General features: G+C 31.5%; 22 protein-coding genes and 1 riboswitch. Of the genes, 21 read left to right on the forward strand and 1 reads right to left on the reverse strand.

Annotated features, from left to right (window positions below):
• The first annotated feature begins 8 nt into the window (after positions 1 to 8).
• The 21 genes from cobC (at position 9) to KVH43_RS09815 (ending at position 20279) form a co-directional block, all read left to right on the forward strand.
• On the forward strand, positions 9 to 596 hold the full coding sequence (cobC, locus tag KVH43_RS09715; RefSeq protein ID WP_218282343.1) for an alpha-ribazole phosphatase: 588 nt from the start codon (positions 9 to 11) through the stop codon (positions 594 to 596).
• Between the two features lie 61 nt (positions 597 to 657).
• A riboswitch (cobalamin riboswitch) is annotated at positions 658 to 836 on the forward strand.
• 89 nt (positions 837 to 925) lie between these two features.
• On the forward strand, positions 926 to 2329 hold the full coding sequence (locus KVH43_RS09720; RefSeq protein WP_338028336.1) for a cobyrinic acid a,c-diamide synthase CobB: 1404 nt from the start codon (positions 926 to 928) through the stop codon (positions 2327 to 2329).
• Positions 2319 to 3845 carry a cobyric acid synthase gene (locus tag KVH43_RS09725; RefSeq protein ID WP_255547733.1) on the forward strand — a complete coding sequence of 509 codons (1527 nt, stop codon included), beginning with the start codon at positions 2319 to 2321 and terminating at the stop codon, positions 3843 to 3845. The genes KVH43_RS09720 and KVH43_RS09725 overlap by 11 nt, the downstream gene beginning before the upstream one ends.
• 2 nt (positions 3846 to 3847) lie before the next feature.
• Positions 3848 to 4789 carry an adenosylcobinamide-phosphate synthase CbiB gene (cbiB, locus tag KVH43_RS09730; RefSeq protein WP_218282344.1) on the forward strand — a complete coding sequence of 314 codons (942 nt, stop codon included), beginning with the start codon at positions 3848 to 3850 and terminating at the stop codon, positions 4787 to 4789.
• 11 nt (positions 4790 to 4800) lie between these two features.
• Positions 4801 to 5880 (forward strand): threonine-phosphate decarboxylase CobD, encoded by a 1080-nt coding sequence (gene cobD / locus KVH43_RS09735; RefSeq protein ID WP_218282345.1) that lies wholly within the window; start codon positions 4801 to 4803, stop codon positions 5878 to 5880.
• The gene (locus KVH43_RS09740; protein ID WP_218282346.1) at positions 5870 to 6754 is read left to right on the forward strand and encodes a GHMP family kinase ATP-binding protein; all 885 of its coding nucleotides are present in this window, start codon (positions 5870 to 5872) and stop codon (positions 6752 to 6754) included. Before cobD ends, KVH43_RS09740 begins: the two co-directional genes overlap by 11 nt.
• 11 nt (positions 6755 to 6765) lie before the next feature.
• The gene (locus KVH43_RS09745; RefSeq protein ID WP_218282347.1) at positions 6766 to 7386 is read left to right on the forward strand and encodes a precorrin-8X methylmutase; all 621 of its coding nucleotides are present in this window, start codon (positions 6766 to 6768) and stop codon (positions 7384 to 7386) included.
• A 17-nt stretch (positions 7387 to 7403) separates the two neighbouring features.
• Positions 7404 to 8525, forward strand: coding sequence for a cobalt-precorrin-5B (C(1))-methyltransferase CbiD (gene cbiD / locus KVH43_RS09750; protein WP_218282348.1), 1122 nt, complete (start codon positions 7404 to 7406; stop codon positions 8523 to 8525).
• Positions 8518 to 9147, forward strand: a complete 630-nt coding sequence (gene cbiE / locus KVH43_RS09755) for a precorrin-6y C5,15-methyltransferase (decarboxylating) subunit CbiE (protein WP_218282349.1) — start codon at positions 8518 to 8520, stop codon at positions 9145 to 9147. Before cbiD ends, cbiE begins: the two co-directional genes overlap by 8 nt.
• Positions 9131 to 9727, forward strand: a complete 597-nt coding sequence (gene cbiT / locus KVH43_RS09760; protein WP_218282350.1) for a precorrin-6Y C5,15-methyltransferase (decarboxylating) subunit CbiT — start codon at positions 9131 to 9133, stop codon at positions 9725 to 9727. Before cbiE ends, cbiT begins: the two co-directional genes overlap by 17 nt.
• Positions 9728 to 9730: 3 nt before the next feature.
• Positions 9731 to 10480, forward strand: a complete 750-nt coding sequence (gene cobM / locus KVH43_RS09765; protein WP_218282351.1) for a precorrin-4 C(11)-methyltransferase — start codon at positions 9731 to 9733, stop codon at positions 10478 to 10480.
• Entirely contained in the window at positions 10480 to 11517 is a 1038-nt protein-coding gene (gene cbiG, locus KVH43_RS09770) for a cobalt-precorrin 5A hydrolase (RefSeq protein WP_218282352.1), read from the forward strand. Before cobM ends, cbiG begins: the two co-directional genes overlap by 1 nt.
• Positions 11518 to 11520: 3 nt before the next feature.
• Positions 11521 to 12819 (forward strand): glutamyl-tRNA reductase, encoded by a 1299-nt coding sequence (gene hemA / locus KVH43_RS09775; RefSeq protein WP_218282353.1) that lies wholly within the window; start codon positions 11521 to 11523, stop codon positions 12817 to 12819.
• Complete coding sequence (cobJ, locus tag KVH43_RS09780; protein WP_218282354.1) at positions 12812 to 13552, forward strand: precorrin-3B C(17)-methyltransferase; 741 nt, start codon at positions 12812 to 12814, stop codon at positions 13550 to 13552. Before hemA ends, cobJ begins: the two co-directional genes overlap by 8 nt.
• The gene (gene cobK / locus KVH43_RS09785) at positions 13549 to 14313 is read left to right on the forward strand and encodes a precorrin-6A reductase (RefSeq protein WP_218282355.1); all 765 of its coding nucleotides are present in this window, start codon (positions 13549 to 13551) and stop codon (positions 14311 to 14313) included. Before cobJ ends, cobK begins: the two co-directional genes overlap by 4 nt.
• Positions 14306 to 14956 carry a precorrin-2 dehydrogenase/sirohydrochlorin ferrochelatase family protein gene (locus KVH43_RS09790; RefSeq protein ID WP_218282356.1) on the forward strand — a complete coding sequence of 217 codons (651 nt, stop codon included), beginning with the start codon at positions 14306 to 14308 and terminating at the stop codon, positions 14954 to 14956. Before cobK ends, KVH43_RS09790 begins: the two co-directional genes overlap by 8 nt.
• A 13-nt stretch (positions 14957 to 14969) precedes the next feature.
• Entirely contained in the window at positions 14970 to 15902 is a 933-nt protein-coding gene (hemC, locus tag KVH43_RS09795) for a hydroxymethylbilane synthase (protein ID WP_218282357.1), read from the forward strand.
• A 2-nt stretch (positions 15903 to 15904) separates the two neighbouring features.
• A complete protein-coding gene (gene cobA / locus KVH43_RS09800; protein ID WP_218282358.1) occupies positions 15905 to 17422 on the forward strand; it encodes a uroporphyrinogen-III C-methyltransferase in 1518 nt (505 codons plus the stop codon).
• Positions 17423 to 17437: 15 nt separating this feature from the next.
• A complete protein-coding gene (hemB, locus tag KVH43_RS09805) occupies positions 17438 to 18412 on the forward strand; it encodes a porphobilinogen synthase (protein WP_218282359.1) in 975 nt (324 codons plus the stop codon).
• A gap of 3 nt (positions 18413 to 18415) precedes the next feature.
• A complete protein-coding gene (gene hemL / locus KVH43_RS09810; RefSeq protein WP_218282360.1) occupies positions 18416 to 19705 on the forward strand; it encodes a glutamate-1-semialdehyde 2,1-aminomutase in 1290 nt (429 codons plus the stop codon).
• 76 nt (positions 19706 to 19781) lie between these two features.
• The gene (locus tag KVH43_RS09815; protein WP_218282361.1) at positions 19782 to 20279 is read left to right on the forward strand and encodes an SEC-C metal-binding domain-containing protein; all 498 of its coding nucleotides are present in this window, start codon (positions 19782 to 19784) and stop codon (positions 20277 to 20279) included.
• A 38-nt stretch (positions 20280 to 20317) separates the two neighbouring features.
• Here KVH43_RS09815 and KVH43_RS09820 read toward each other — a convergent pair whose 3' ends face one another.
• The gene (locus tag KVH43_RS09820; RefSeq protein ID WP_218282362.1) at positions 20318 to 21514 is read right to left on the reverse strand and encodes a pyridoxal phosphate-dependent aminotransferase; all 1197 of its coding nucleotides are present in this window, start codon (positions 21512 to 21514) and stop codon (positions 20318 to 20320) included.
• Between the last annotated feature and the right edge of the window lie 100 nt (positions 21515 to 21614).

Raw genomic sequence — 21614 nt, forward strand, 5'->3', positions numbered from 1 at the left:
GGAGCTATTTGAAGTTGATATTTGTAAGACATGGAGAAACAGAAGATAATAATAAGGGATTATATTGTGGATGGAATGATGTGGAGCTTACTGAAAAAGGAATGATGCAAGCAAAGAAGGTTTGTGAAAAATTAAAAGAAAGAAAGATAGATTATATTATTACAAGTGATTTGAATAGAACCATGAAAACGGCAGAAATGATTAATAAGTATCATCATAAAAAAATTATTTTAGAAAAAAAGTTAAGAGAAATGAATTTTGGTCTATGGGAGGGATTAAGCTATAAAGAAATAAAGAAAAAATATGCAAAAGAATTAAGTGGATGGGAAGCGGATTGGATTGATTATGCACCTCCTTTTGGAGAGAGTGTAAGGCATATGTATAAAAGGGTTACATCGTCTATAGATAATATTATTGCTGAATATAAGGATAAAAATATTTTGATAGTATCTCATGCAGGATGTATTCGAGCTATTTTAGCTTATTTGATTGGGAATGGGATAGAAGATTATTGGAAGTATAAAATAGAAAACTGTGGTATTACTACAATTGAAATGGTTGATAAATTGCCTGTTCTGATTGGACTAAATCAATGATATGTATTTATATAAAATAAAAGCTGTTGAAATAAATGTCGTATTTTGATAGGATTGAATAAAGTGAATAATGAAAATGGGTGTCGTAAGACTTAAAAAGGAAGTTCGGTGAAAATCCGACACAGCCCCCGCTACTGTGAGTGAGGATGAAATCGGTAAAATACCACCTAGCATATAGGGAAGGTATCGAGAGTAAAGTGATTCACGAGTCAGGAGACTTGCCTATTTGATTCATTTGAAGTACCTTCGGCGGGAAGGGAAGAGAAAGTTTTAATGCTCATGCCCTGGCTAGTGATGGTCGGGGCATTTTTTGTGAAGGGATGATTACTATGAGATTGCCTAGATTTGTGATAGCAGGCACGCAAAGCGGAGTAGGAAAAACTACTATTTCTACTGGAATTATGGCTGCTCTTAAAAAGAGGGGAATAAAGGTTCAACCCTTTAAGGTAGGACCAGATTATATCGATCCTGCTTTTCATACTTTTGTAACAGCCAATAAATCTAGAAACTTAGACAGCTGGATGCTAGATAAAAATAGTATTATAAAACTATTTGCTAAAAATGCGATGAATAAGGATATATCTGTTATTGAAGGTGTTATGGGCTTATATGATGGATATGGAGTAAAAAAAGATGAAGGAAGTACAGCGCATGTTTCGAAAATTCTAAATGCACCTGTCATTTTAATTATTAATGGAAAGGGAATGTCTTCAAGTGCAGCTGCTCAAGTATTAGGATATAAGTTGTATGATGAAGGTGTAAATATAAAGGGCGTTATTATTAATAACATTTCAGGAGAAGTTCATTATGATTTATTAAAAGAAAGCATTGAAAGAGATACAAAAATAAAATGTATTGGTTTTTTAAAGCCTAATAAAAATATTGAGTTGAAAAGTAGACATTTAGGATTAGTACCTAGTGTAGAGGTAGAGAACTTAAAAAGGAAAATAGATGAAATCGCTAAGATGGTAGAAGAAACTATTGATTTAGATGCACTATTGGCTATTGCAGGAACAGCCGAAGAAATTTCATACAAACCAGAAAAATATAAAAGGATTGTAGGAAATGTAAACATTGGAGTTCCTTTAGACAAAGCTTTTAATTTTTATTATGAAGATAATTTAGATTTATTAAAGGCTTTAGGAGCAAACATAGTATATTTTAGTCCTTTAAAAGATGAGGAATTACCTAAAAATCTCCACGGGTTATATATAGGGGGAGGATTTCCAGAGATATTTGCAAAGGATTTAGAAGAAAATATTTCTATGAGAAATAGTATTAAAAAAGCTATTGAGAAAGGTTTGCCGACCTATGCTGAATGTGGAGGGCTTATGTATCTGTCAAAAGGGATTACCACATTAGAGAATCGAGAGTATGAAATGGTAGGTATATTTAATACAAAAGCCAGTATGACAAAAAGGCTTCAAAGATTTGGATATGTTTATGTAAATATCGACAAATCTTGTGCAATTGCAGAAAAAAAATATTCTGTAAAAGCCCATGAATTTCATCGTTCAACAGTAGATGATATTAAAGAAGATGAATATGTATACACTGTGAATAAAATAAGAAATGGAGAAATCGTTAAGACGTGGAAATGTGGATTTAAAAAGTATAATGCTTTAGGGGCGTATGCACATATTCATTTTTATAGTAATATGAGCATTGCAAATGACTTTATAAAAAATTGTATATCTTTTAAGAATAGGAGTTGTGAAGAATATGAAAAGTAAAAGTTTAATGTTTCAGGGAACAGCTTCTTCTGTAGGAAAGAGTTTGCTTACAGCAGCATTCTGCAGGATATTTTATCAAGATGGTTACAAAGTAGCTCCTTTTAAATCACAGAATATGGCACTAAATTCATATATTACAAAAAAGGGAATGGAAATGGGAAGAGCTCAGGTGGTGCAGGCTGAGGCTGCTAAAGTAGAACCTAGTGTACTCATGAATCCTATTCTTTTAAAGCCAACAACAGATAAAAAATGTCAGGTGATTTTAAATGGTAAAGTATATCGGAATATGTCAGCAGTAGAATATCATGAGTTTAAACCAACCTTAGCAAAAATGGTAAAAGATTCATTTGATGAATTAGCAAAGCATTATGACATTGTAGTATTAGAAGGAGCAGGAAGTCCTGCGGAAATTAATTTAAGAGATAAGGATATTGTAAACATGGGGATGGCAGAAATGGCAGATGCAGATGTAATCCTTATTGGGGATATAGACCGTGGAGGGGTTTTTGCTTCTATCTATGGAACGATTATGCTCCTTACAGAAGAAGAAAGAAAGAGAGTAAAAGGAATTATAATCAATAAATTTAGAGGAGATGTAGAGATATTAAAACCTGGAATCAAAATGTTAGAAGAATTAACGGGTATTCCTGTTTTAGGAGTAGTTCCATATTATAATGTACAAATAGAAGATGAGGATAGTTTGGCTGAAAGATTTAGGACTGAAAGAAATAATAAAGGACAAATAGAGGTTGCTGTTCTTTATTTACCCCATGTATCTAATTTTACAGATTTTAATGTATTTGAAACGCAAGAAGATGTAAATTTAAGATATGTCATGAGAGGACAATCGATTGGAAATCCAGATATGTTGATTATACCTGGTTCTAAGAATACACTTGAAGATTTGATTTATTTAAAGGAAACAGGTTTAGCTAAAGAAATTTTCAGATTAAATAAAGAAGGAAAATTAATTATAGGAATTTGTGGGGGATATCAGATGTTGGGTAAAAGACTTTGTGACCCTTACGGAACAGAAAGTGATATAAAGGAAATTAATGGACTAGGGCTACTAGATATAGAAACTGTTTTTGAACTAGAAAAGACGACAACACAAGTAGAGGCAGAAATTGTAGCAAAAGTTCAAAATAATTTTGAAGGAATCAAGGGGATGAAGATAAAGGGATATGAAATCCATATGGGTCAAACCCAATTAGGAAAAGAAAGCTTTGTGTTAAATCATATCAAGAAAAGATTAGATGATGAGGTTTGTATTGAGGATGGAGCTGTGAGTATGTCAGGAAATGTAATGGGTACTTATATTCATGGTATATTTGATAATATTGGCTTTACAAGAAAGTTGTTAAATAATATAAGAAAAGCTAAGGGATTAGATGAAAAAGAAAGCAATGTAGAAAGCTTCGAATTATTTAAGGAAAAGGAATATGATAAGCTTGCAAAAATTGTTCGTGAACATGTAGATTTAGAAAAAATATACAATATTATTCAGGGTGAATAAGGATGATTACAATAGGAATTGGCTACATAGCAGATTTAATATGGGGAGATCCTTACTGGATTCCACACCCTATAAAGTTTATAGGGAATGGGATAAAAAATACAGAAAAATTTTTAAGAAAATATGCTAAGAGTAATAAGGATGAAAAATTATTAGGGATATTTTTGACAATTATTATAGTATGCAGTGCATATATTATAACATTTTTAATGATTAAGGTGTTTGCGTATATAAATCCTTATTTAGGATATGGTGTAGAAGCTTTTTTGATTTTTCAGATACTGGCAACAAAGAGCTTAGATGTGGAAAGTAGAAAGGTTCTAAAGCAATTAGAAAAAAATGATATAGGAGAAGCTAGAAGATTTTTATCATATATTGTTGGAAGAGAAACAAGTGAATTAAATGAAGATGAAATTATAAGAGCTACTGTTGAGACGGTTGCAGAAAATACTTCTGATGGTATTATAGCACCTTTATTTTATATTTTTATAGGGGGTGCACCATTAGGGATGGCTTATAAAGCAGCTAATACATTGGATTCTATGGTTGGATATAAAAATGAAAAATATTTATATTTTGGCTGGGCTTCTGCAAAATTTGATGATATTTTAAATTATATACCTGCAAGATTAACAGCGATATTTATGATTTTAGCAACCTTTTTATTAAAATATGATTGGAAAAATTGTATATACATAATAAAAAGAGATAGGAAAAATCACAAAAGTCCAAACTGTGCATATCCAGAAGCAGCTGTAGCAGGAGCATTAAGAATACAATTAGGGGGAATAAATACATATTTTGGAAAAAAGGTTTATAAGCCTACGATAGGAGATCTATTAAGGTCATTAGAAAAAGATGATATAGCTAGAAGTATAAAAATTATGTATATTACGTCAGCAGTATGTTTTATTGTTTTGACGATTGTAAAAATAGGTATATAGGAGCGGATAGGATGAAAAAAGTAAAACATGGTGGAAATATATATGAAATTGCAGAAAAATTAGGGATAAAAATGGAAGAAATTATTGATTTTAGTGCAAATATAAATCCCCTTGGTGTACCTAAGAGATTTAAAGAAGCTTTGATTAAAAATATAGATAGTATTGAAAATTATCCTGATCCGGAATATCATCAGTTAATTCAAGCAATAGCAGAGAAATATCATATACCTAGAGAATATATAACTGTTGGAAATGGTGCAACGGAAGTTATATTTTCAATGATTTCAAGCTTAAAACCAAAGAAAAGCATGCTCATTGCTCCTACTTTTGGAGAATATGAGCGAGCGTTGGTACGAGCAGGAAGTAATATACAGTATTATAATTTAAAGGAAGAAAATGATTTTGCAGTGGAGCAGGATATTTTAAAAGTTATTGATGAAAGCTTTGATTTAGTAATTCTTTGCAATCCAAATAACCCAACAAGTCAATTAATCGAAAAAAATATAATGGTAAAGATTTTAAAGCATTGTAGGAAAAATAATGTTTATCTTATGCTTGATGAAGCTTTTATTGATTTTGTAGATGAACCCAAAAAGGAAACAATGCTTTTGTATATAAAAGAATATAAAAATCTCTTTATTATTAAAGCATTAACAAAGTTTTATGCTATTCCAGGTCTGAGAATTGGTTATGGCATTACCTCTAACTGTAGATTATTAAAAAGCATGAATGATCATAAAGAGCCTTGGACGATTAATAGTTATGCAGCTATGGCGGGAATGGTTTTAAAGGATCAAATATATATCAATAAAAGTAGAGAATGGATTATATCAGAAAGAAAAGCTTTTTTTAATGAATTAAAAAAAATCAATAAGATTAAAGTGTACAAGCCTAATGGGAATTATATATTATTTAAGCTTTTAGAACATAAAACGGATTTAAAAGAAGCACTTTTAAAAAATAAAATATTGATAAGAAGCTGTAGCAATTATAAAAATTTAGATCATTCATTTTATAGAATAGCGATCAAAGATAAAAAATCAAATGAAATTTTTATAAAAGCATTAAAAGAGGTACTATATGAAGGTTAAAGGGATTTGTCCAGCTTCTTGCGGAGAACTTTTGCAAGGAATCATTGGAAAGGGAGAAAAATTAATATCTTATCCAATAAATATTTATTCATCTGTAACAGTAGAGGAAAAAAAAGCTCCAGTTAGAGATCCAAAATTTAAAAAAGCTATAAATGCTATGTATAAAACAATTGATTACTTTGGTTTGCATAAAAGTGTTGGAGATACCTTATCAATTAAAGTAGATTCTAATATACCTATTGAGAAGGGAATGGCAAGCAGTACAGCAGATATTGCAGCAACGGTAGCAGTAACAGCAAAATTAATAGGAAAAGAAATATCTTTAGATGAATTAGCAAAGATTTGTACACAAATTGAACCAACAGATAGTACAATATTTCATACATTAACTCTTTTTGATCATTTAAATGGAGTAAGGATAAATAGCTTTGATTGGGATCTAAACTTAGATATATTGATTTTAGAATCACAGGAAAGCTTAAATACGCAAGTTTTTAGAAGGAAGGATTATAGCTGTTTAAGAGCGATTAATAAACCTAAAGTGGAAAAAGCTTATGAAATATTTAAATTAGGCTATGAAAAAAGAGATCCTTCACTTTTAGGAAAAGCAGCGACAATTAGTGCATTAGCAAATCAAAACATTTTATATAAAGAAAAGCTTGAAGAGATTGTAGATATTTCTTTAAAGCTTGGATGCTATGGTGTAAATGTTGCTCACAGTGGTACAGTACTTGGCATTATTTTTGAAAAAAATAAAATACATAGAGCAGAATTAGTGGATAGATTGCAGGAAAAAGGAGTTTATGAATATTATTATAAATATTATTTTGCGAAGATGGTAAAGGGTGGCGTAAGCATAGTATCGGAAGATTAGGAGGAGAAAATATGAGTGATTATATAAAGGTTCCACATTTAATTGAAGAGAGAAGCTTTGAAATTATCACAGAAGAATTAGGAGATAAAACTTTTCCAGAGGATATAGCAAAAATCGTAAAGCGTGTGATTCATACTACGGCAGATTTTCAATATGCAGAGATTTTAGTTGTTTCAGAAGATGCTATTAACTCTGCAAAAAAGGCAATAAAATCAGGTGGACATATAGTGACAGATACAAAAATGGCAATGTCAGGAATTAATAAGAAAAAGCTTTCAGAATATGGAGGAGAGGTGCATTGCTTTATATCAGATGAAGATGTAGCAAAAACAGCAAAAGAAAAAGGAACAACAAGAGCAATGGCAGCAATGGAAAAGGCGATAAAAGATGAAAAGAACAAAATATTTGTCATAGGCAATGCGCCTACTGCTTTATTTAAATTAAAACAATTTATTGAAGAAGGAAAGGTAAAGCCGGATTTAGTAGTAGGTGTACCTGTAGGATTTGTTGGAGCTGCTGAGTCTAAGGAAGAATTTGAAAAATTAAATGTTCCATATATTGTTACAAGGGGGCGTAAAGGAGGAAGCACTGTAGCAGCTGCTATTGTGAATGCTATTTTGTATATGCTGTAGGAAGAAGAGGGAGAAAGATGGTGGATAGATATATTGTAAAGAACGGAAAGAAAATGCGATATGGATATACAACAGGATCATGTGCTGCTGCTGCCTCAAAGGCTGCTGCTATTATGGCTTTGACAAAAAAGAAGATGAATTTTGTTAGGATTGATACACCAAAGGGTTGGAAGCTTGATATAGAAATAAAAGAATATAATATAGGAAAAGGTTTTGCTATTTGTTCTGTTGAAAAAGATGGTGGAGATGATCCTGATAATACCCACGGGATTTTGATAACCTCTAGAGTTGATATTATTGATGAACCACGGATTGAGATTAAAGGGGGAAAAGGAGTAGGGATTGTTACAAAACCAGGACTAGCTGTAGCTCCTGGAAATCCTGCTATTAATCCTGTTCCCCAAAGGATGATTCAAAAAGAAGTATTAGAGGTTTTACCCAAAAATAAGGGAGCAATCATTACTATATCTGTTCCTAAAGGGGAAGAGATTGCAAAGAAAACCTTTAATCCCAAACTAGGAATTGTAGGTGGAATTTCTATTCTTGGAACATCTGGTATTGTTGTACCTATGTCAGAGGAAGCATTTAAGGAATCTCTAGCCATTGAGCTAAAAATGGCTGTACAAGAAGGAATAAAAAAACTAATTTTAGTGCCAGGAAATTATGGAAGAGATTTAGCTGTAAAGCACTATCAATTTAATGAAAAGCATATTATAAAAACTAGTAATTTTATAGGCTTTATGCTTGAACAATGTATAGCAAATGAGATAAAGAAAGTACTCATGATTGGACATATTGGAAAGTTTGTAAAGCTTTCTGGAGGGATTTTTCATACTCACAGTAAAGTGGCAGATGGAAGAATAGAAATTATAGCATCGAATTTGGCTCTTTTAGGAGCTTCTACAAAAGTTATTGAGGAATTATTTGAATGTGTTACAACGGAAGCTGCCATCAAAATTATAGAAGAAAATGGATATGAAAGAGTGTTTGAAGTTTTATGTAATAAAGCAGAAAATAGGTGTAAAAGTAGAGCTTATGATCAATTAGAGGTTGGCATTATTATGTTTTCTATGGATCAGAAGATTTTAGGGGTAGGAGATAGAGCAAAAAAATTGTTGGAGGAATTTAAAAATGCATAAGGTGTATGTTCTCGGTATGGGGCCTGGAAGCAAAGAATATATACTGCCGGTTACAACAGCAATTATAAAAAGTTGTGATGTTTTAATAGGTGGAAAAAGAAATTTACAGTATTTTGAACATCTTAATAAAGAAACCTTTTATATTGGATCAAATTTAGATAAGCTAATAAAATATACGAAGGAAAATAGATATGATAAAAAAATTGCTTATTTGCTTTCAGGTGATACAGGCTTTTACAGTATGCTTAATTTTTTAAAGAAGCACTTTAGAACAAGTGAATTAGAGGTTATTCCGGGAATTAGCTCTTATCAGTATTTAGCAGCAAAAATTAAAGAATCATGGCATGATGCATTTATTGGAAGCTTGCATGGAAGGACCTTTGATTTTATAGAGACGATAAAAAAACATAAAAAAGTTATATTACTTACAGATTATAAATATTCTCCTAAGGAGATTGCGAGGAAATTAGTCGAAAATAAAATAAGCGGAAAGCTTATGGTTATAGGAGAAAATCTTTCTTATGATCATGAGAAAATTACTAAGGGAAAGCCTGAAGAAATTATAAACATGCCAGACTTTGGCATGTCAGTGGTGGTGATAAAGGATGAAATGGACTTATAAAACGCCAGGAATACCTGATGAATTATTTATTAGAGGAAAAGTTCCTATGACAAAGGAAGAAGTAAGAGCTGTAACTTTATCTAAGCTGAGATTAGAAGAGCATTCTACTATGATAGATGTGGGAGCAGGTACAGGATCTATTGCTATTGAAGCTGCTCATATTTGTACAAAGGGTAGAGTAATTGCTATTGAAAGAAATATAGAAGGTATAGAATTAATCAAAGCAAATAGTGAAAAATTTGAAGTTGATTTAAAAATTATTCACGGCAAAGCATCAGAAAAGTTAAAGGAATTAGATTCCTTTGATAGAGTTATGATTGGTGGTAGTGGAGGAGAATTAGAAAAAATCATTAATATTTGCTATGACAAATTAAAAGAAAATGGTATATGTGTTATAAATTGTATAACAATAGAAACTTTATATGAAGCTATTGAAAATCTTAAAAAAAATGGATTTTGCGATATAGATGTGATATCAGTGAATATTGCTAGAGGAAAAGCTTTAGGAAGATATACGCTAATGGAAGGTTTAAATCCTATATATATTATTTCAGGGATAAAAAACAAAGGGAGGCAATAAAGAATGGTATATTTTATTGGAGCAGGTCCAGGAGACCCTGATTTGATTACGGTAAAAGGAAAGAAAATTATTGAAGAGGCTGATGTAATTATTTATGCAGGTTCTCTTGTAAATAAGGAGATCATTGATTGTAAAAAAGATACGGCAGTTGTATATAATAGTGCTTCAATGACATTAGAAGAAGTAATTAAAGTAATGGAAAAAGCAGTAAAAGACGAGAAACTCGTAGCTAGAGTGCATACAGGAGATCCAAGTATTTATGGAGCTATAAGAGAGCAGATAGATATATTGGAAGAAAAGGGAATTAGTTATAAGGTGATCCCAGGAGTAAGCTCTTTTGTTGGAGCGGCAGCGGCTATAAATAAGGAGTTTACTTTGCCAGGAGTTACCCAAACAGTTATTTTAACAAGGATGGAAGGAAGAACGCCTGTTCCTGAAAAAGAAAGCCTTGAAAAATTAGCTGAGCATAAAGCATCTATGTGTATATTTTTATCAGTACATATGATAGAAGAAGTAGTAAAAAGGCTTTTAACCCATTATCCTTTATCAACACCTATTGCAGTGATTCAAAAGGCTACTTGGGATGATCAAAAAGTTGTAATTGGTACATTAGAAAATATTACACAAAAAGTAAAAGAATCTGAGATTAATAAAACAGCTCAAATTTTAGTAGGGGATTTCCTGGGAAATGAGTACGAGTACTCTAAGCTTTATGATAAGACATTCAGTCATGAATTTAGGACTGCAAAATAATGAATAAAGCAATTATTACATTAACAAAGGGTGGTATGAAGCTTGGCTTAAAGTTACTTAATTCTATAGACCAAGCTGTTTTATATGTACATCCGAGGTTTTATATGGAGTGTGAAAATATAAAAAAAATTGATGGGAAGATGACTGAATTTATAGGAAAAATATTCCATAAATATAGATGTTTGATTTTTATTATGTCTACAGGAATTGTAGTAAGAGCTATTGCTCCTTATATTCAAGATAAAAAAACAGATCCTGCTGTAATTGTATTAGATGAAAGAGCAAGAAATGTAATCAGTCTTTTATCTGGACATATAGGAGGTGCAAATGACTACACAAAAAAAATTGCAAAAATGATCAATGCAAATCCTGTAATTACGACTGCTTCAGATGTGAATGAATCTATAGCAGTAGATACGTTAGCAATGGAATTAGATTGTGAGATAGAAGATTTTTATGATGCAACGAAGGTAACAGCCCATATTGTAAATGGCGAAAAGGTTGGACTTATTTCAGATATTTTTATAGATAAAGAGATGCCACTTAATATCATAAAAGTTGACAAAGAGAATATAGATGATAAATTTAAAGGTCTTATTTACATATCAGAAAAAAATATCAATAAGCCTATAGGAATAGATTGTGTAGTACTTAGACCTAAAAATATTATTTTGGGTATTGGATGTAGGCGTGGAAAAACAGAAGAAGAAATTATAAATGCTGTGGAGGATACTCTTAATATATTGAAGCTTTCAAAAAAATCTATAAAGCATATAACAACAGTAGATGTAAAAAAGAATGAAGAAGGACTAATAAAAGCAGCAAAAGTATTAAAAGTACCGTTAATAATAGTAGATCGAAAAGATATAAAGAAAGTAGAAAGTCAATTTGAACAATCAGAATTTGTAAAAAAACAAATAGGCGTTGGAGCAGTATGTGAGCCTGCTGCATTTTTAACTAGTAAAGCTGGAAAAATGCTTCAAAAAAAGAAGGGTTATGACGGTATAACAATAGCGGTGTTTAGAGAAGGTGAGTAGAAAATGGAAATTGTTGTAGTAGGGATAAATCATAAAAATTCTCCAATTGAAATCAGAGAAAAAGTTTCTTTTTCAAAAAGCGATTTAGAAAAGGCGTATGCTGTTATAAAAAAAAGTGAGCATGTGAAGGAAGCAGTTATTTTATCAACCTGTAACCGAAGTGAAATTACAGCTGTAGTTACAGATGTGAATGAAGGAATTCAGTATTTAAAGGATTTTTATTTTGATTTTTTTCATGTAGAAAAAAATGTGCTGGATATGTATTTTTTTGTAAAATATTCAGATCAAGCAGTAAAGCATGTGTTTCAATTAGCTGCAGGGCTTGAATCTTTGGTGCTAGGGGAGGACCAAATATTAGGACAAGTAAGAAATGCTCATGAATATGCATTGGAAAAAGGCTGTACATCAAAAATATTAAATAAATTATACAGAGAAGTTATTACAACGGCAAAGAGAATAAAAAGAGAGACATCAATATCACAAAATTCATTATCCATTAGTTCTATTGCTGTGAAATTGATTGAAGATATTTTTGATGATTTAAAGGACAAGAAGGTTTTGGTTATAGGTGTTGGTAAAATGAGCCGTATTGCTATAGAAAATTTAATATATAAAGGGGTAAAAGAAATATATGTAACAAATCGAACGGTAGGACATGCTGTTGATTTATCTGAAAGATACAGAGAGATTCGGGTTGTGGAATTTAAAGAGCGCTACAGTATGATTTCAAAAGTAGATATTATTATTACTTCGACAAGTGCGCCCCACTATATTTTAAAAAATGAAGAATTCAAAAAGAATTTCTATAATGGACATAGACTTTGTATTGTTGATATTGCAATGCCAAGAGATGTAGATCCTCAAATAAAAAACATAGAGGGGATATCTGTATATGAACTAGATGAACTAAAAAAAGTATCACTTGAAAATATGGAATCAAGACTTAAAGCTGCACAAGATGCAATAAAGATTATTATTGAAGAATGTATTCAATTCGAAAATTGGTATAATTGTATTCCTGTATTTCCAGTCATTGAAGAAATTCAAGAGCAAAGCTTTTATATATTAGAATCAGAAATAGAAAGCTTGATGAAAAGGCTTGATAAAGCTTCACAAAAGGATAAGGAACTTATTGAGCTTGTTATGAGAAGCATGGCGAAGAAATTAATTAAAAGACCTATTTTGAATCTAAAGAGAGCGGGAGAAGACAGAAAAGGGAAGTTGTATGCAAAAATTGCAAGCGAATTGTTTGGAGCAAATATATATAGCTGTAGGAAGAAAGGGAGGCAGCAGAATGCATAATAAAGGAAAAATATATGTAATAGGGCTAGGGCCTGGGAGTAGAGAACATATGAGCAAGAGAGCTTTAGATGCTATTTTGGATTCAGAAGTTGTTATAGGATATAAAACATATATTCATTTAATAAAGGATTTGTTAGATGAAAAAGAGGTAATTGATTCAGGAATGAAAAAAGAAGTTGAAAGATGTAATTTGACTATTGATAAAGCATTAGAAGGAAAAAGAGTCTGTATTATAAGTAGTGGAGATGCAGGTGTGTATGGAATGGCAGGGATTATGCTTGAAGTGAAGTATGAACGGAATGCAGATGTTGAAATAGAAATAATCCCTGGAATTACTGCAGCTAGTGCAGCAGCTTCTGTTCTTGGAGCACCAATGATGCATGATTTTGCAGTAATATCATTAAGTGATTTATTGACGGATTGGAAGCTGATAAAAAAGAGAATTGAATGTGCTGCTAAAGGAGATTTTATCATAGCACTTTATAATCCTAAAAGTAAAGGGCGTGTTTATCAAATTGAAGAAGCAAGAGAAATTATAATGAAGTATAAGGAAAAGGATACACCTGTAGGAATAGTAAGAAATGCAAAAAGAGATGGCGAAGAAGTAATTATTACTGACCTTGAAAACATGTTAAAGTACAATATTGATATGTTGACGGTAGTAATTATTGGAAATAGTAAAACTTATGTAAAAAACGGAAAAATGATTACTCCTAGAGGTTATCAATTATGATTATGATTTTAAGCGGCACAAAGGATGGGAGAGAAATTGTTAGCATTCTTTTAGATAAGGGGTATCCACTCATTGTAACGACAGCTACAGCTTATGGAGGAACTCTTATTGAAAAAAATGATTTGTGTAGTATTATTTCTAAAAAACTAAATAGGGAAGAAATGGAAAGGTTAATAATAGAAAAAAAGGTAGAGGTTTTGATTGATGCAACGCATCCTTATGCTGTGGAAGTGTCAAAGAATGCTATGGATGCTTGTGAAAATACAAAAACTATTTATTTTCGGTTTCAAAGAGAAAATGTAGATTTAGACCAGTATAAAAATCTGATCAAATATGCTTTTACTTATGAAGAAGGGGTAGAAATATTAAAAAAAATAGATGGCAATATTTTGCTGACTACAGGAAGCAAAACATTAGATATTTTTGCAAAAGATTTAAAAAAAGAAAGATTATTTCCTAGAGTACTACCAGTAAGCAAAGTTATTAAAAGCTGTGAACAATTAGGAATTAAACCTTCAAATATTATAGCAATGCAGGGGCCTTTTTCTATAGAAATGAATATGGAAATGATTAAAAAATATAAAATAGATGTTATGGTATCTAAGGAAAGTGGTGACATTGGAGGAATTATACAAAAATTGGAAGCTGCTAAAAGAATGGAGATTCCTGTAATTTTAATTAAAAGACCTAATATAGTATATAAGAATATTTTTGAGAATATGAAGCTTTTAATAGAAAAAGTGAGTGAAATATATGGATAAGTATTACCCTATCATGTTAAATATATTTGGAAAGAATTGTGTTGTGATTGGGGGAGGAAAGGTAGCAGAGAGAAAAGTACTTGCTCTCCTAGAGTGTGGTGCTAAAGTGAAGGTGATAAGCCCTAATAGTACAACAAGATTAAAAGAATTACAACGAGAGAAGCATATCGAACTAATAGAAAGGGAATATCGCTTTGGAGATATAAAGGGGAGTTTTCTAGCATTCATTGCAACAGACCAAAGAAAGGTCAATAAGTCTTGCTTAGAAGAAGCAAGAAATGAGGGGATTCTTGTGAATGTAATAGACAAAGCAGAATTTTGCGACTTTACAGTTCCTAGCGTTATAAGAAGAGGAGATTTGCATGTAACTGTTTCAACAAATGGAAAAAGTCCTATGCTTTCTAAAAAAATAAGAGAAGAGTTAGAAGAAATTTTTGGAGAAGAATATGCTGCTTTTATCAATGCTTTAGGAGCTTTAAGGAAGATTGTTTTAAAAGATATTGAAGAAGTCTATATAAGAAGAAATATTTTTGAAAGGATTGTATATAGTGATGTGCTTAAAAGGTATAAAGCTGGAGAAATCAATAATATAAAAGAAGCAGTTTTGAATTTATACGATGATATCAAAAAAGATTATAGATGAAAAGGTGAAAAAAATGGTAAAAAAGAAAATTATTATAGGTTCTAGGGCGAGTGAACTTGCACTTAAACAGACTTATTGGGTAATTGATAGATTAAAAGAGAAATTTCCTCAATATGAATATGAGGTTGTAAAAATTAAAACTATTGGAGATAAAATTTTAGAGAAGACATTAAATAAAATTGGTGGAAAGGGATTGTTTGTAAAGGAAATTGAAGCAGCTCTTTTAAAGAATGAAATTGATTTAGCTGTACATAGTATGAAGGATGTACCAACAGTAATGGCAGATGATTTAATCATTGGAGCTATTACAGATCGAGAAGATCCGCGAGATATTTTGATTAGTAAAAATGGTTTGCCCCTTGAAAAATTACCACAAGGTGCAAGAATCGGTACAAGTAGTTTAAGGAGAGCTGCACAGCTGTTATATTATAGACCTGACTTTGTGATAGAGCCTATTCGCGGGAATATAAGGACGAGAATGAAAAAAATAGAAAGCATGAATTTAGATGGTGTGATTCTTGCTTCTGCAGGGCTTATGAGAATGGGATGGAAAAGTGAAATATCAGAATTTATCTCAGAAAGGATATGTATACCAGCAGTTGGACAAGGTGCTTTGGGAATTCAGATTAGAAAAAATGATACTTTTATAGGAGGTATTGTAAAAGAATTAAATAATTCAAGTGTTGAAATTGCTGTAAAAGCTGAAAGAAGTTTTATGAGGACACTTAATGGAGGATGTCATGTGCCTATTGGTGCATATGCAAAATTAAAAGAAGATAAAATTTGTATGACTACAGTTATAGCTTCTCCAGATGGGAAAAAATTGATAACACTTGAGGATTCCTGTTATAAAGATCAATATGAATTGTTAGGGATAAAAATGGCTAAGCTTAGTCTACAAAAAGGCGGAGACGAGATTTTAAAAAATATTGAGGCAGGTGATTAGATGTGAAGGTAGGAAAAGTATTTTTGATAGGAGCAGGCCCTGGAGATTATAAGCTGATTACCCTAAAAGGGATAGAATGTATAAAAAATGCTGATGTTGTATTATATGATCGATTGGCAAGCTCTAAGTTATTAAAGTTTGCAAGAGAAGATGTTGAATTGATTTATGTTGGAAAAGCTCCGAACAACCATGCTTATACACAGAAAGAGATCAATGCATTACTTGTAAAAAAAGCTTTGGAAGGAAAAAATGTTGCTAGATTAAAGGGAGGAGATCCATTTGTTTTTGGTAGAGGTGGAGAAGAAGCAAAAGAATTAAAAGAAAATGGAATCAGCTTTGAAATAGTTCCCGGTATTACTTCAGCTATATCTGTACCAGCTTATGCAGGAATACCTGTAACTCATAGAAATGTAAGTTCTTCCTTTCATGTTATTACTGGAAATGAAGATCCAACAAAAGAAGAAAAGGCTGTTGATTATGAAGCTTTAGCAAAATTAGAAGGAACACTTATATTCTTAATGGGTGTAAAGAATATAGAAAAAATTTGTCAAAGTCTTATAAAATACGGACAAAGTCCGAGCAGACCAGTAGCTGTGATTATGAAGGGAACTACTACCGAGCATAAAATGATTAAAGGAACTCTTAATAATATTCATGAAAAGGTAATAGAAAATGGATTAAAAAATCCATCTATTATTATTGTAGGAGAAGTAGTGAATTTATCTGACGTATTAAGATGGTATGAGGATAAGCCATTATTTGGGAAAAAAGTTTTAGTTACACGGACAAGACAGCAAGCAAGTTATTTATCTAAAAAGCTTGAAGCTTTGGGTGCAAAGGCTGTAGAGTTTCCGACTATAAAAATTGAGCATCCAGAGTGCTTTGATGAAATCGATAAAGCCATAAAAGCAGTTGAGAAATACAAATGGATTATATTTACTAGTGTTAATGGTGTAACTGCATTTTTTGATCGAATGAAAAATTTAAAAATAGATATAAGAAAGCTTCTTGGTGCAAAGCTTGTAGCAATAGGACCAGCTACTGCGAAAGCTTTAGAGGATAAAGGGTTTATTATTGAATATATACCAGAAGAATATAGAGCAGAAGCTATTATTGATGGATTAAAAGATAAAATTAAAGAAGGAGAGCATATTCTTTTACCGAGAGCAGATATTGCTAGAGAAATTTTAATTGAAGAATTAAAAAAATTAGGGGCTATTGTAGATAATATACATATTTATCGTACGGTTATTCCTAAAAATGATCAAGATAAGCTGATTAGTATATTAAAAGATGAAAATATCGATGTTATTACATTTACGAGTTCTTCTACTGTTAAAAACTTTATGAATATTTTAGGAGAGAACAATAAAATGCTGTTAAAAGGAAAAAGAATAGCTTCTATTGGACCTATTACTGAAAAAACTGCAAGAAAACATGGATTAGAGGTTGATATACAGGCAAAAGAATTTACAATAGATGGTCTTGTTAAAGCTATTAATAATTATTATAACAGTTAGGTGGGAGGAATTATTATGAATTTACTAAATAGACCAAGAAGATTAAGAAGAAATGCTGCTATAAGAGGACTAATACAAGAAACAGTATTGAATGTAAAGGATTTTATTTACCCATTATTTGTAGTAGAAGGGGAAGGGATAAAAGAGGAGATCGAAAGTCTTTCAAATAATTATCACTTTTCTATAGATATGTTAAAGGATGAAATAGATGAAATTACAAATTTGGGAATAAAAGCAGTGATTCTTTTTGGTTTGCCAGATAAAAAAGATTCTTATGGTAGTGAAGCTTACAGCGATGATGGAATTGTTCAAAGAGCAATAAGAGAAATAAAAAGAATAAATGAGGAATTGTTAGTTGTTACAGATATTTGTATGTGTCAATATACGGATCACGGACATTGTGGTATTTTAAAAGACGGTTATGTAGATAATGATGAGACATTAAAATATTTAGCTAAAATTGCTCTATCTCATGCAAAAGCAGGTGCTGATATGGTAGCTCCTTCAGATATGATGGACGGAAGAATTGCTGCTATTCGCAGTATTTTAGACGAAAATGGATTTACTGAAGTTTCAGTTATGGCTTATAGTGCAAAATATGCTTCTGCTTTTTATGGACCATTTAGGGCTGCTGCAAATTCTGCACCAGAATGTGGAGATAGAAAAAGCTATCAAATGGATCCAGCTAATAGTGACGAAGCATTAAGAGAAGTGGAGCTTGATATAAAAGAAGGAGCAGATATTGTTATGGTCAAGCCTGCACTTTCTTATTTAGATGTTATAAGAAGAGTAAAAGATAAATTTAATATGCCTTTAGCTGTTTATAATGTAAGTGGTGAGTATGCAATGATTAAGGCAGCAGCAGAAAAAGGTTGGATAGATGAAAAAAGTATTGTTTTAGAGAAATTATTATCTATGAAAAGAGCAGGAGCAGATATAATTATTACATATCATGCAAAGGATGCTGCTCAGTGGTTAAAGGAGGAATAAAAAATGAATTTTCAAAGATCAAAAGCATTATTTGAGGAAGCAAAACAATTTATTCCAGGTGGTGTAAATAGTCCTGTAAGAGCATTTCCATCTGTTTTTATGGATCCACTTTTTATCAGGAAGGGAAAAGGAAGCAAAATATATGATGTAGATGGGAATGAATATATTGATTATGTTGGTTCATGGGGTCCTTTGATTTTAGGACATGCTCATGAAGAAGTGACAAATGCTTTAAAAAAAGTAATTGATATGGGAACAAGCTATGGTGCTCCTACTGAGATAGAGACAGAGCTTGCGAAATTAGTATGTGAGGCAGTACCATCTGTTGAATTAGTAAGAATGGTTAACTCTGGTACAGAAGCTACTATGAGTGCACTAAGACTTGCAAGAGGGTATACTGGAAGAAAAATGATAGTAAAATTTGAAGGGAATTATCATGGTCATTCAGATAGTTTACTTATTAAAGCAGGTTCTGGGGCATTAACAATTGGTGTTCCTAATAGTCCAGGTGTACCAGAAGATATTGCACGAAATACGATTACTGCACAGTATAATGACATAGAAGGCTTAGAAGATATCTTTAAAGAGTATGGAGAACAAATCGCAGGGGTGATTGTTGAACCTATAGCTGGAAATATGGGGGTTGTACCAGCTAAACAAGAATTTATGGATGCGTTAAGAAAGATTACAGAGGAATATGGTGCCCTTTTGATTATTGATGAAGTAATGACTGGATTTAGAGTGTCTTATAATTGTGCACAAAGTTTATATAATGTTAAACCAGATATTACAACTTTTGGAAAAATAATTGGAGGAGGTCTTCCTGTAGGGGCTTATGGAGGAAAAAGAGAAATAATGGAAAAAGTAGCACCGATAGGACCTGTCTATCAAGCAGGAACTTTATCTGGAAATCCTTTAGCTATGACTGCAGGATATGTAACACTTAAGATATTAAGAGATCATCCAGAAATCTATGAAGATTTAGAAAAGAAATCTAAAAGGTTAGTAGATGGGATAAAAGAAAATGCACAAAAATTGGGAGTAAAGGCAAGCTTTAATCGTGTAGGTGCTATGCTTTCTATATTCTTTACAGAAAAAGAAGTTGTAGATTTCAAAACAGCTATGAGCAGTGATACAAATAAGTTTAGCATATATTTTGAAGAGATGCTAAAATCAGGAATATATTTAGCACCCTCTCAGTTTGAGGCTTCTTTTATATCAGCTGCTCATAGTGATGAAGACATAGAAAAAACAGTTGAAGCTAGTTTCTATGCCTTGAAAAAAATTGTTTAATATTTTAAGATGACATAAGAAGCATTATGTGGTAAAATGCTATGGATGAAACTTTAAGGAAAAAGGAGAAGTAAGCATGAGTTTATTTGAAAATTGGAGAGAACTAGCATATCAACATGAAACAAAGCAAAGCTTTGATAAATTTTGGAATAAATATGCTGTTACTGAGAAAAAAATTTATGAAGAGGTTTTAGAAAATCATGGACAACCATTAGAAGGTGTATTAAAGGAATTGGCGGAAAAATATGAGACTTCTAATGAATATTTTATGGGTTTTTTAGATGGAATAAATGAAAGCTTAAGGGAAGCATTAGATTTAGAAGAAATTACAGAAGATAGTATGATAAAGCTAGATATTGATTTTGAAAAGCTTTACTATAACATGTTAGAAGCAAAAGCAGATTACTTATATACTCTTCCACAATGGGATAAAATATTAGATGAAGAAAAAAGAAAAGAAATTACTAAAGCACAAAGAAGTGCAAAAACTATTGTAAAAGAGAATAAGATAGGAAGAAATGAACCTTGTCCTTGTGGAAGTGGTAAAAAATACAAGAAATGTTGTGGAAAATAATAAAAAATACATTCCTTGCTAAAAAGGAATGTATTTTTTTATTTTCTTTTAGGATATTTTTTAAGAGCGACTTTTAAAATATCCATCGCTTTTTTTAAATCATTTTCATTCAAAATATATGCTATGCGAACTTCATCTTCACCAGCATTTGGTGTAATATAGAATCCTTGAGCTGGTGCGAACATGACGGTTTCACCATTCAAATCAAAATCCTTTAATAACCATATTATAAATTCTTCAGCATTTTTAACAGGTAGCTTTGCAATTACATAAAAAGCGCCTTCAGGATTTTGACAAACTACCCCAGGTATTTCTTGAAGCTTACTATAAAGAATATCTCTTCTTTTTTGATATTCAGATAGTACTTTTTTAAAGTAATCTTCAGGAACATCATAAAGGGCTGCTGCACCAATTTGTTCAAGAGTAGGACAACACAGTCGCCCTTGACAGATCTTTAAAATCTGAGCAATCAATTTTTTGTTTTTGCTTAAAATAGCACCGATTCTTGCACCACAAGCGCTGAATCTTTTAGATACACTATCGATTAATATTACTTGATCTTTTATACTAGGAATACTTCCAAAGCTTTTAAATTTTAGACCATTATATACAAATTCCCTATAGACTTCATCAGATATAATAAATAAATTATGTTTTTTAGCAATATCAGCCAGTAGATTTACTTCTTCTTCTGTAAAAACAGCTCCAGTTGGATTTCCTGGATTTGTTACGAGTATAGCTTTTGTTTTATTGGTAATTAATTTTTCGATTTCTTCTTTTTTAGGCAAATGAAAACCTGAAGAAGCCTCAGTTATAAGCGGAACAGTTTTTATACCTGCTATGGCATTAAAACCTGCATAATTTGTATAAAAAGGTTCAGGTATGATTACCTCATCTCCATAATCAGCAATAGCTAATAGTGTAAAAAGAAGGGCTTCGCTTCCTCCGTTTGTAATAAGCACTTCATCTTTTTCAAAATGCATATTATATTTTTTATAATATCGAATGATTGCCTGGATCAATTGAGGGATTCCCTGTGATGCTGTATAGGCTAATACCTTTTCGTCAAAGCTTTTTATGGCTTCCATGAAATTTTTTGGCGTTTCAATATCAGGCTGTCCAATATTTAGATGATATATTTTTTTTCCATCTGCTTTTGCTTTTTCAGCATAAGGGGTTAATTTTCTAATGGGTGAGGCTTGCATAGCTGTAATTCTCTGAGAAAAATTTTCCATAGTCCCTCCTATTTTGCACCATAAAATTCTTATTAATAGGTATATGTTTACATTATGGCGAATTGTGTCAAAATTATAATAATATTATGTTAGCAGACAA

Origin of the sequence: Crassaminicella indica (assembly GCF_019203185.1) — a bacterium.
In the GTDB taxonomy this organism is placed as follows: Bacteria; Bacillota; Clostridia; order Peptostreptococcales; family Thermotaleaceae; genus Crassaminicella; species Crassaminicella indica.

Bases quoted from the DNA above. Each gene is read 5' to 3' on its own strand.
- cobJ (WP_218282354.1), top strand. From the start codon at position 12,812: ATGCATAATAAAGGAAAAATATATGTAATAGGGCTAGGGCCTGGGAGT.
- KVH43_RS09740 (WP_218282346.1), top strand. From the start codon at position 5,870: ATGAAGGTTAAAGGGATTTGTCCAGCTTCTTGCGGAGAACTTTTGCAA.
- cobK (WP_218282355.1), top strand. From the start codon at position 13,549: ATGATTATGATTTTAAGCGGCACAAAGGATGGGAGAGAAATTGTTAGC.
- cobD (WP_218282345.1), top strand. From the start codon at position 4,801: ATGAAAAAAGTAAAACATGGTGGAAATATATATGAAATTGCAGAAAAA.
- KVH43_RS09820 (WP_218282362.1), bottom strand. From the start codon at position 21,514: ATGGAAAATTTTTCTCAGAGAATTACAGCTATGCAAGCCTCACCCATT.
- KVH43_RS09720 (WP_338028336.1), top strand. From the start codon at position 926: ATGAGATTGCCTAGATTTGTGATAGCAGGCACGCAAAGCGGAGTAGGA.
- hemA (WP_218282353.1), top strand. From the start codon at position 11,521: ATGGAAATTGTTGTAGTAGGGATAAATCATAAAAATTCTCCAATTGAA.
- KVH43_RS09790 (WP_218282356.1), top strand. From the start codon at position 14,306: ATGGATAAGTATTACCCTATCATGTTAAATATATTTGGAAAGAATTGT.
- cbiE (WP_218282349.1), top strand. From the start codon at position 8,518: ATGCATAAGGTGTATGTTCTCGGTATGGGGCCTGGAAGCAAAGAATAT.
- cobM (WP_218282351.1), top strand. From the start codon at position 9,731: ATGGTATATTTTATTGGAGCAGGTCCAGGAGACCCTGATTTGATTACG.
- KVH43_RS09745 (WP_218282347.1), top strand. From the start codon at position 6,766: ATGAGTGATTATATAAAGGTTCCACATTTAATTGAAGAGAGAAGCTTT.
- cbiD (WP_218282348.1), top strand. From the start codon at position 7,404: ATGGTGGATAGATATATTGTAAAGAACGGAAAGAAAATGCGATATGGA.
- cbiG (WP_218282352.1), top strand. From the start codon at position 10,480: ATGAATAAAGCAATTATTACATTAACAAAGGGTGGTATGAAGCTTGGC.
- cbiT (WP_218282350.1), top strand. From the start codon at position 9,131: ATGAAATGGACTTATAAAACGCCAGGAATACCTGATGAATTATTTATT.
- KVH43_RS09725 (WP_255547733.1), top strand. From the start codon at position 2,319: ATGAAAAGTAAAAGTTTAATGTTTCAGGGAACAGCTTCTTCTGTAGGA.
- hemC (WP_218282357.1), top strand. From the start codon at position 14,970: ATGGTAAAAAAGAAAATTATTATAGGTTCTAGGGCGAGTGAACTTGCA.
- cbiB (WP_218282344.1), top strand. From the start codon at position 3,848: ATGATTACAATAGGAATTGGCTACATAGCAGATTTAATATGGGGAGAT.
- hemL (WP_218282360.1), top strand. From the start codon at position 18,416: ATGAATTTTCAAAGATCAAAAGCATTATTTGAGGAAGCAAAACAATTT.
- hemB (WP_218282359.1), top strand. From the start codon at position 17,438: ATGAATTTACTAAATAGACCAAGAAGATTAAGAAGAAATGCTGCTATA.
- KVH43_RS09815 (WP_218282361.1), top strand. From the start codon at position 19,782: ATGAGTTTATTTGAAAATTGGAGAGAACTAGCATATCAACATGAAACA.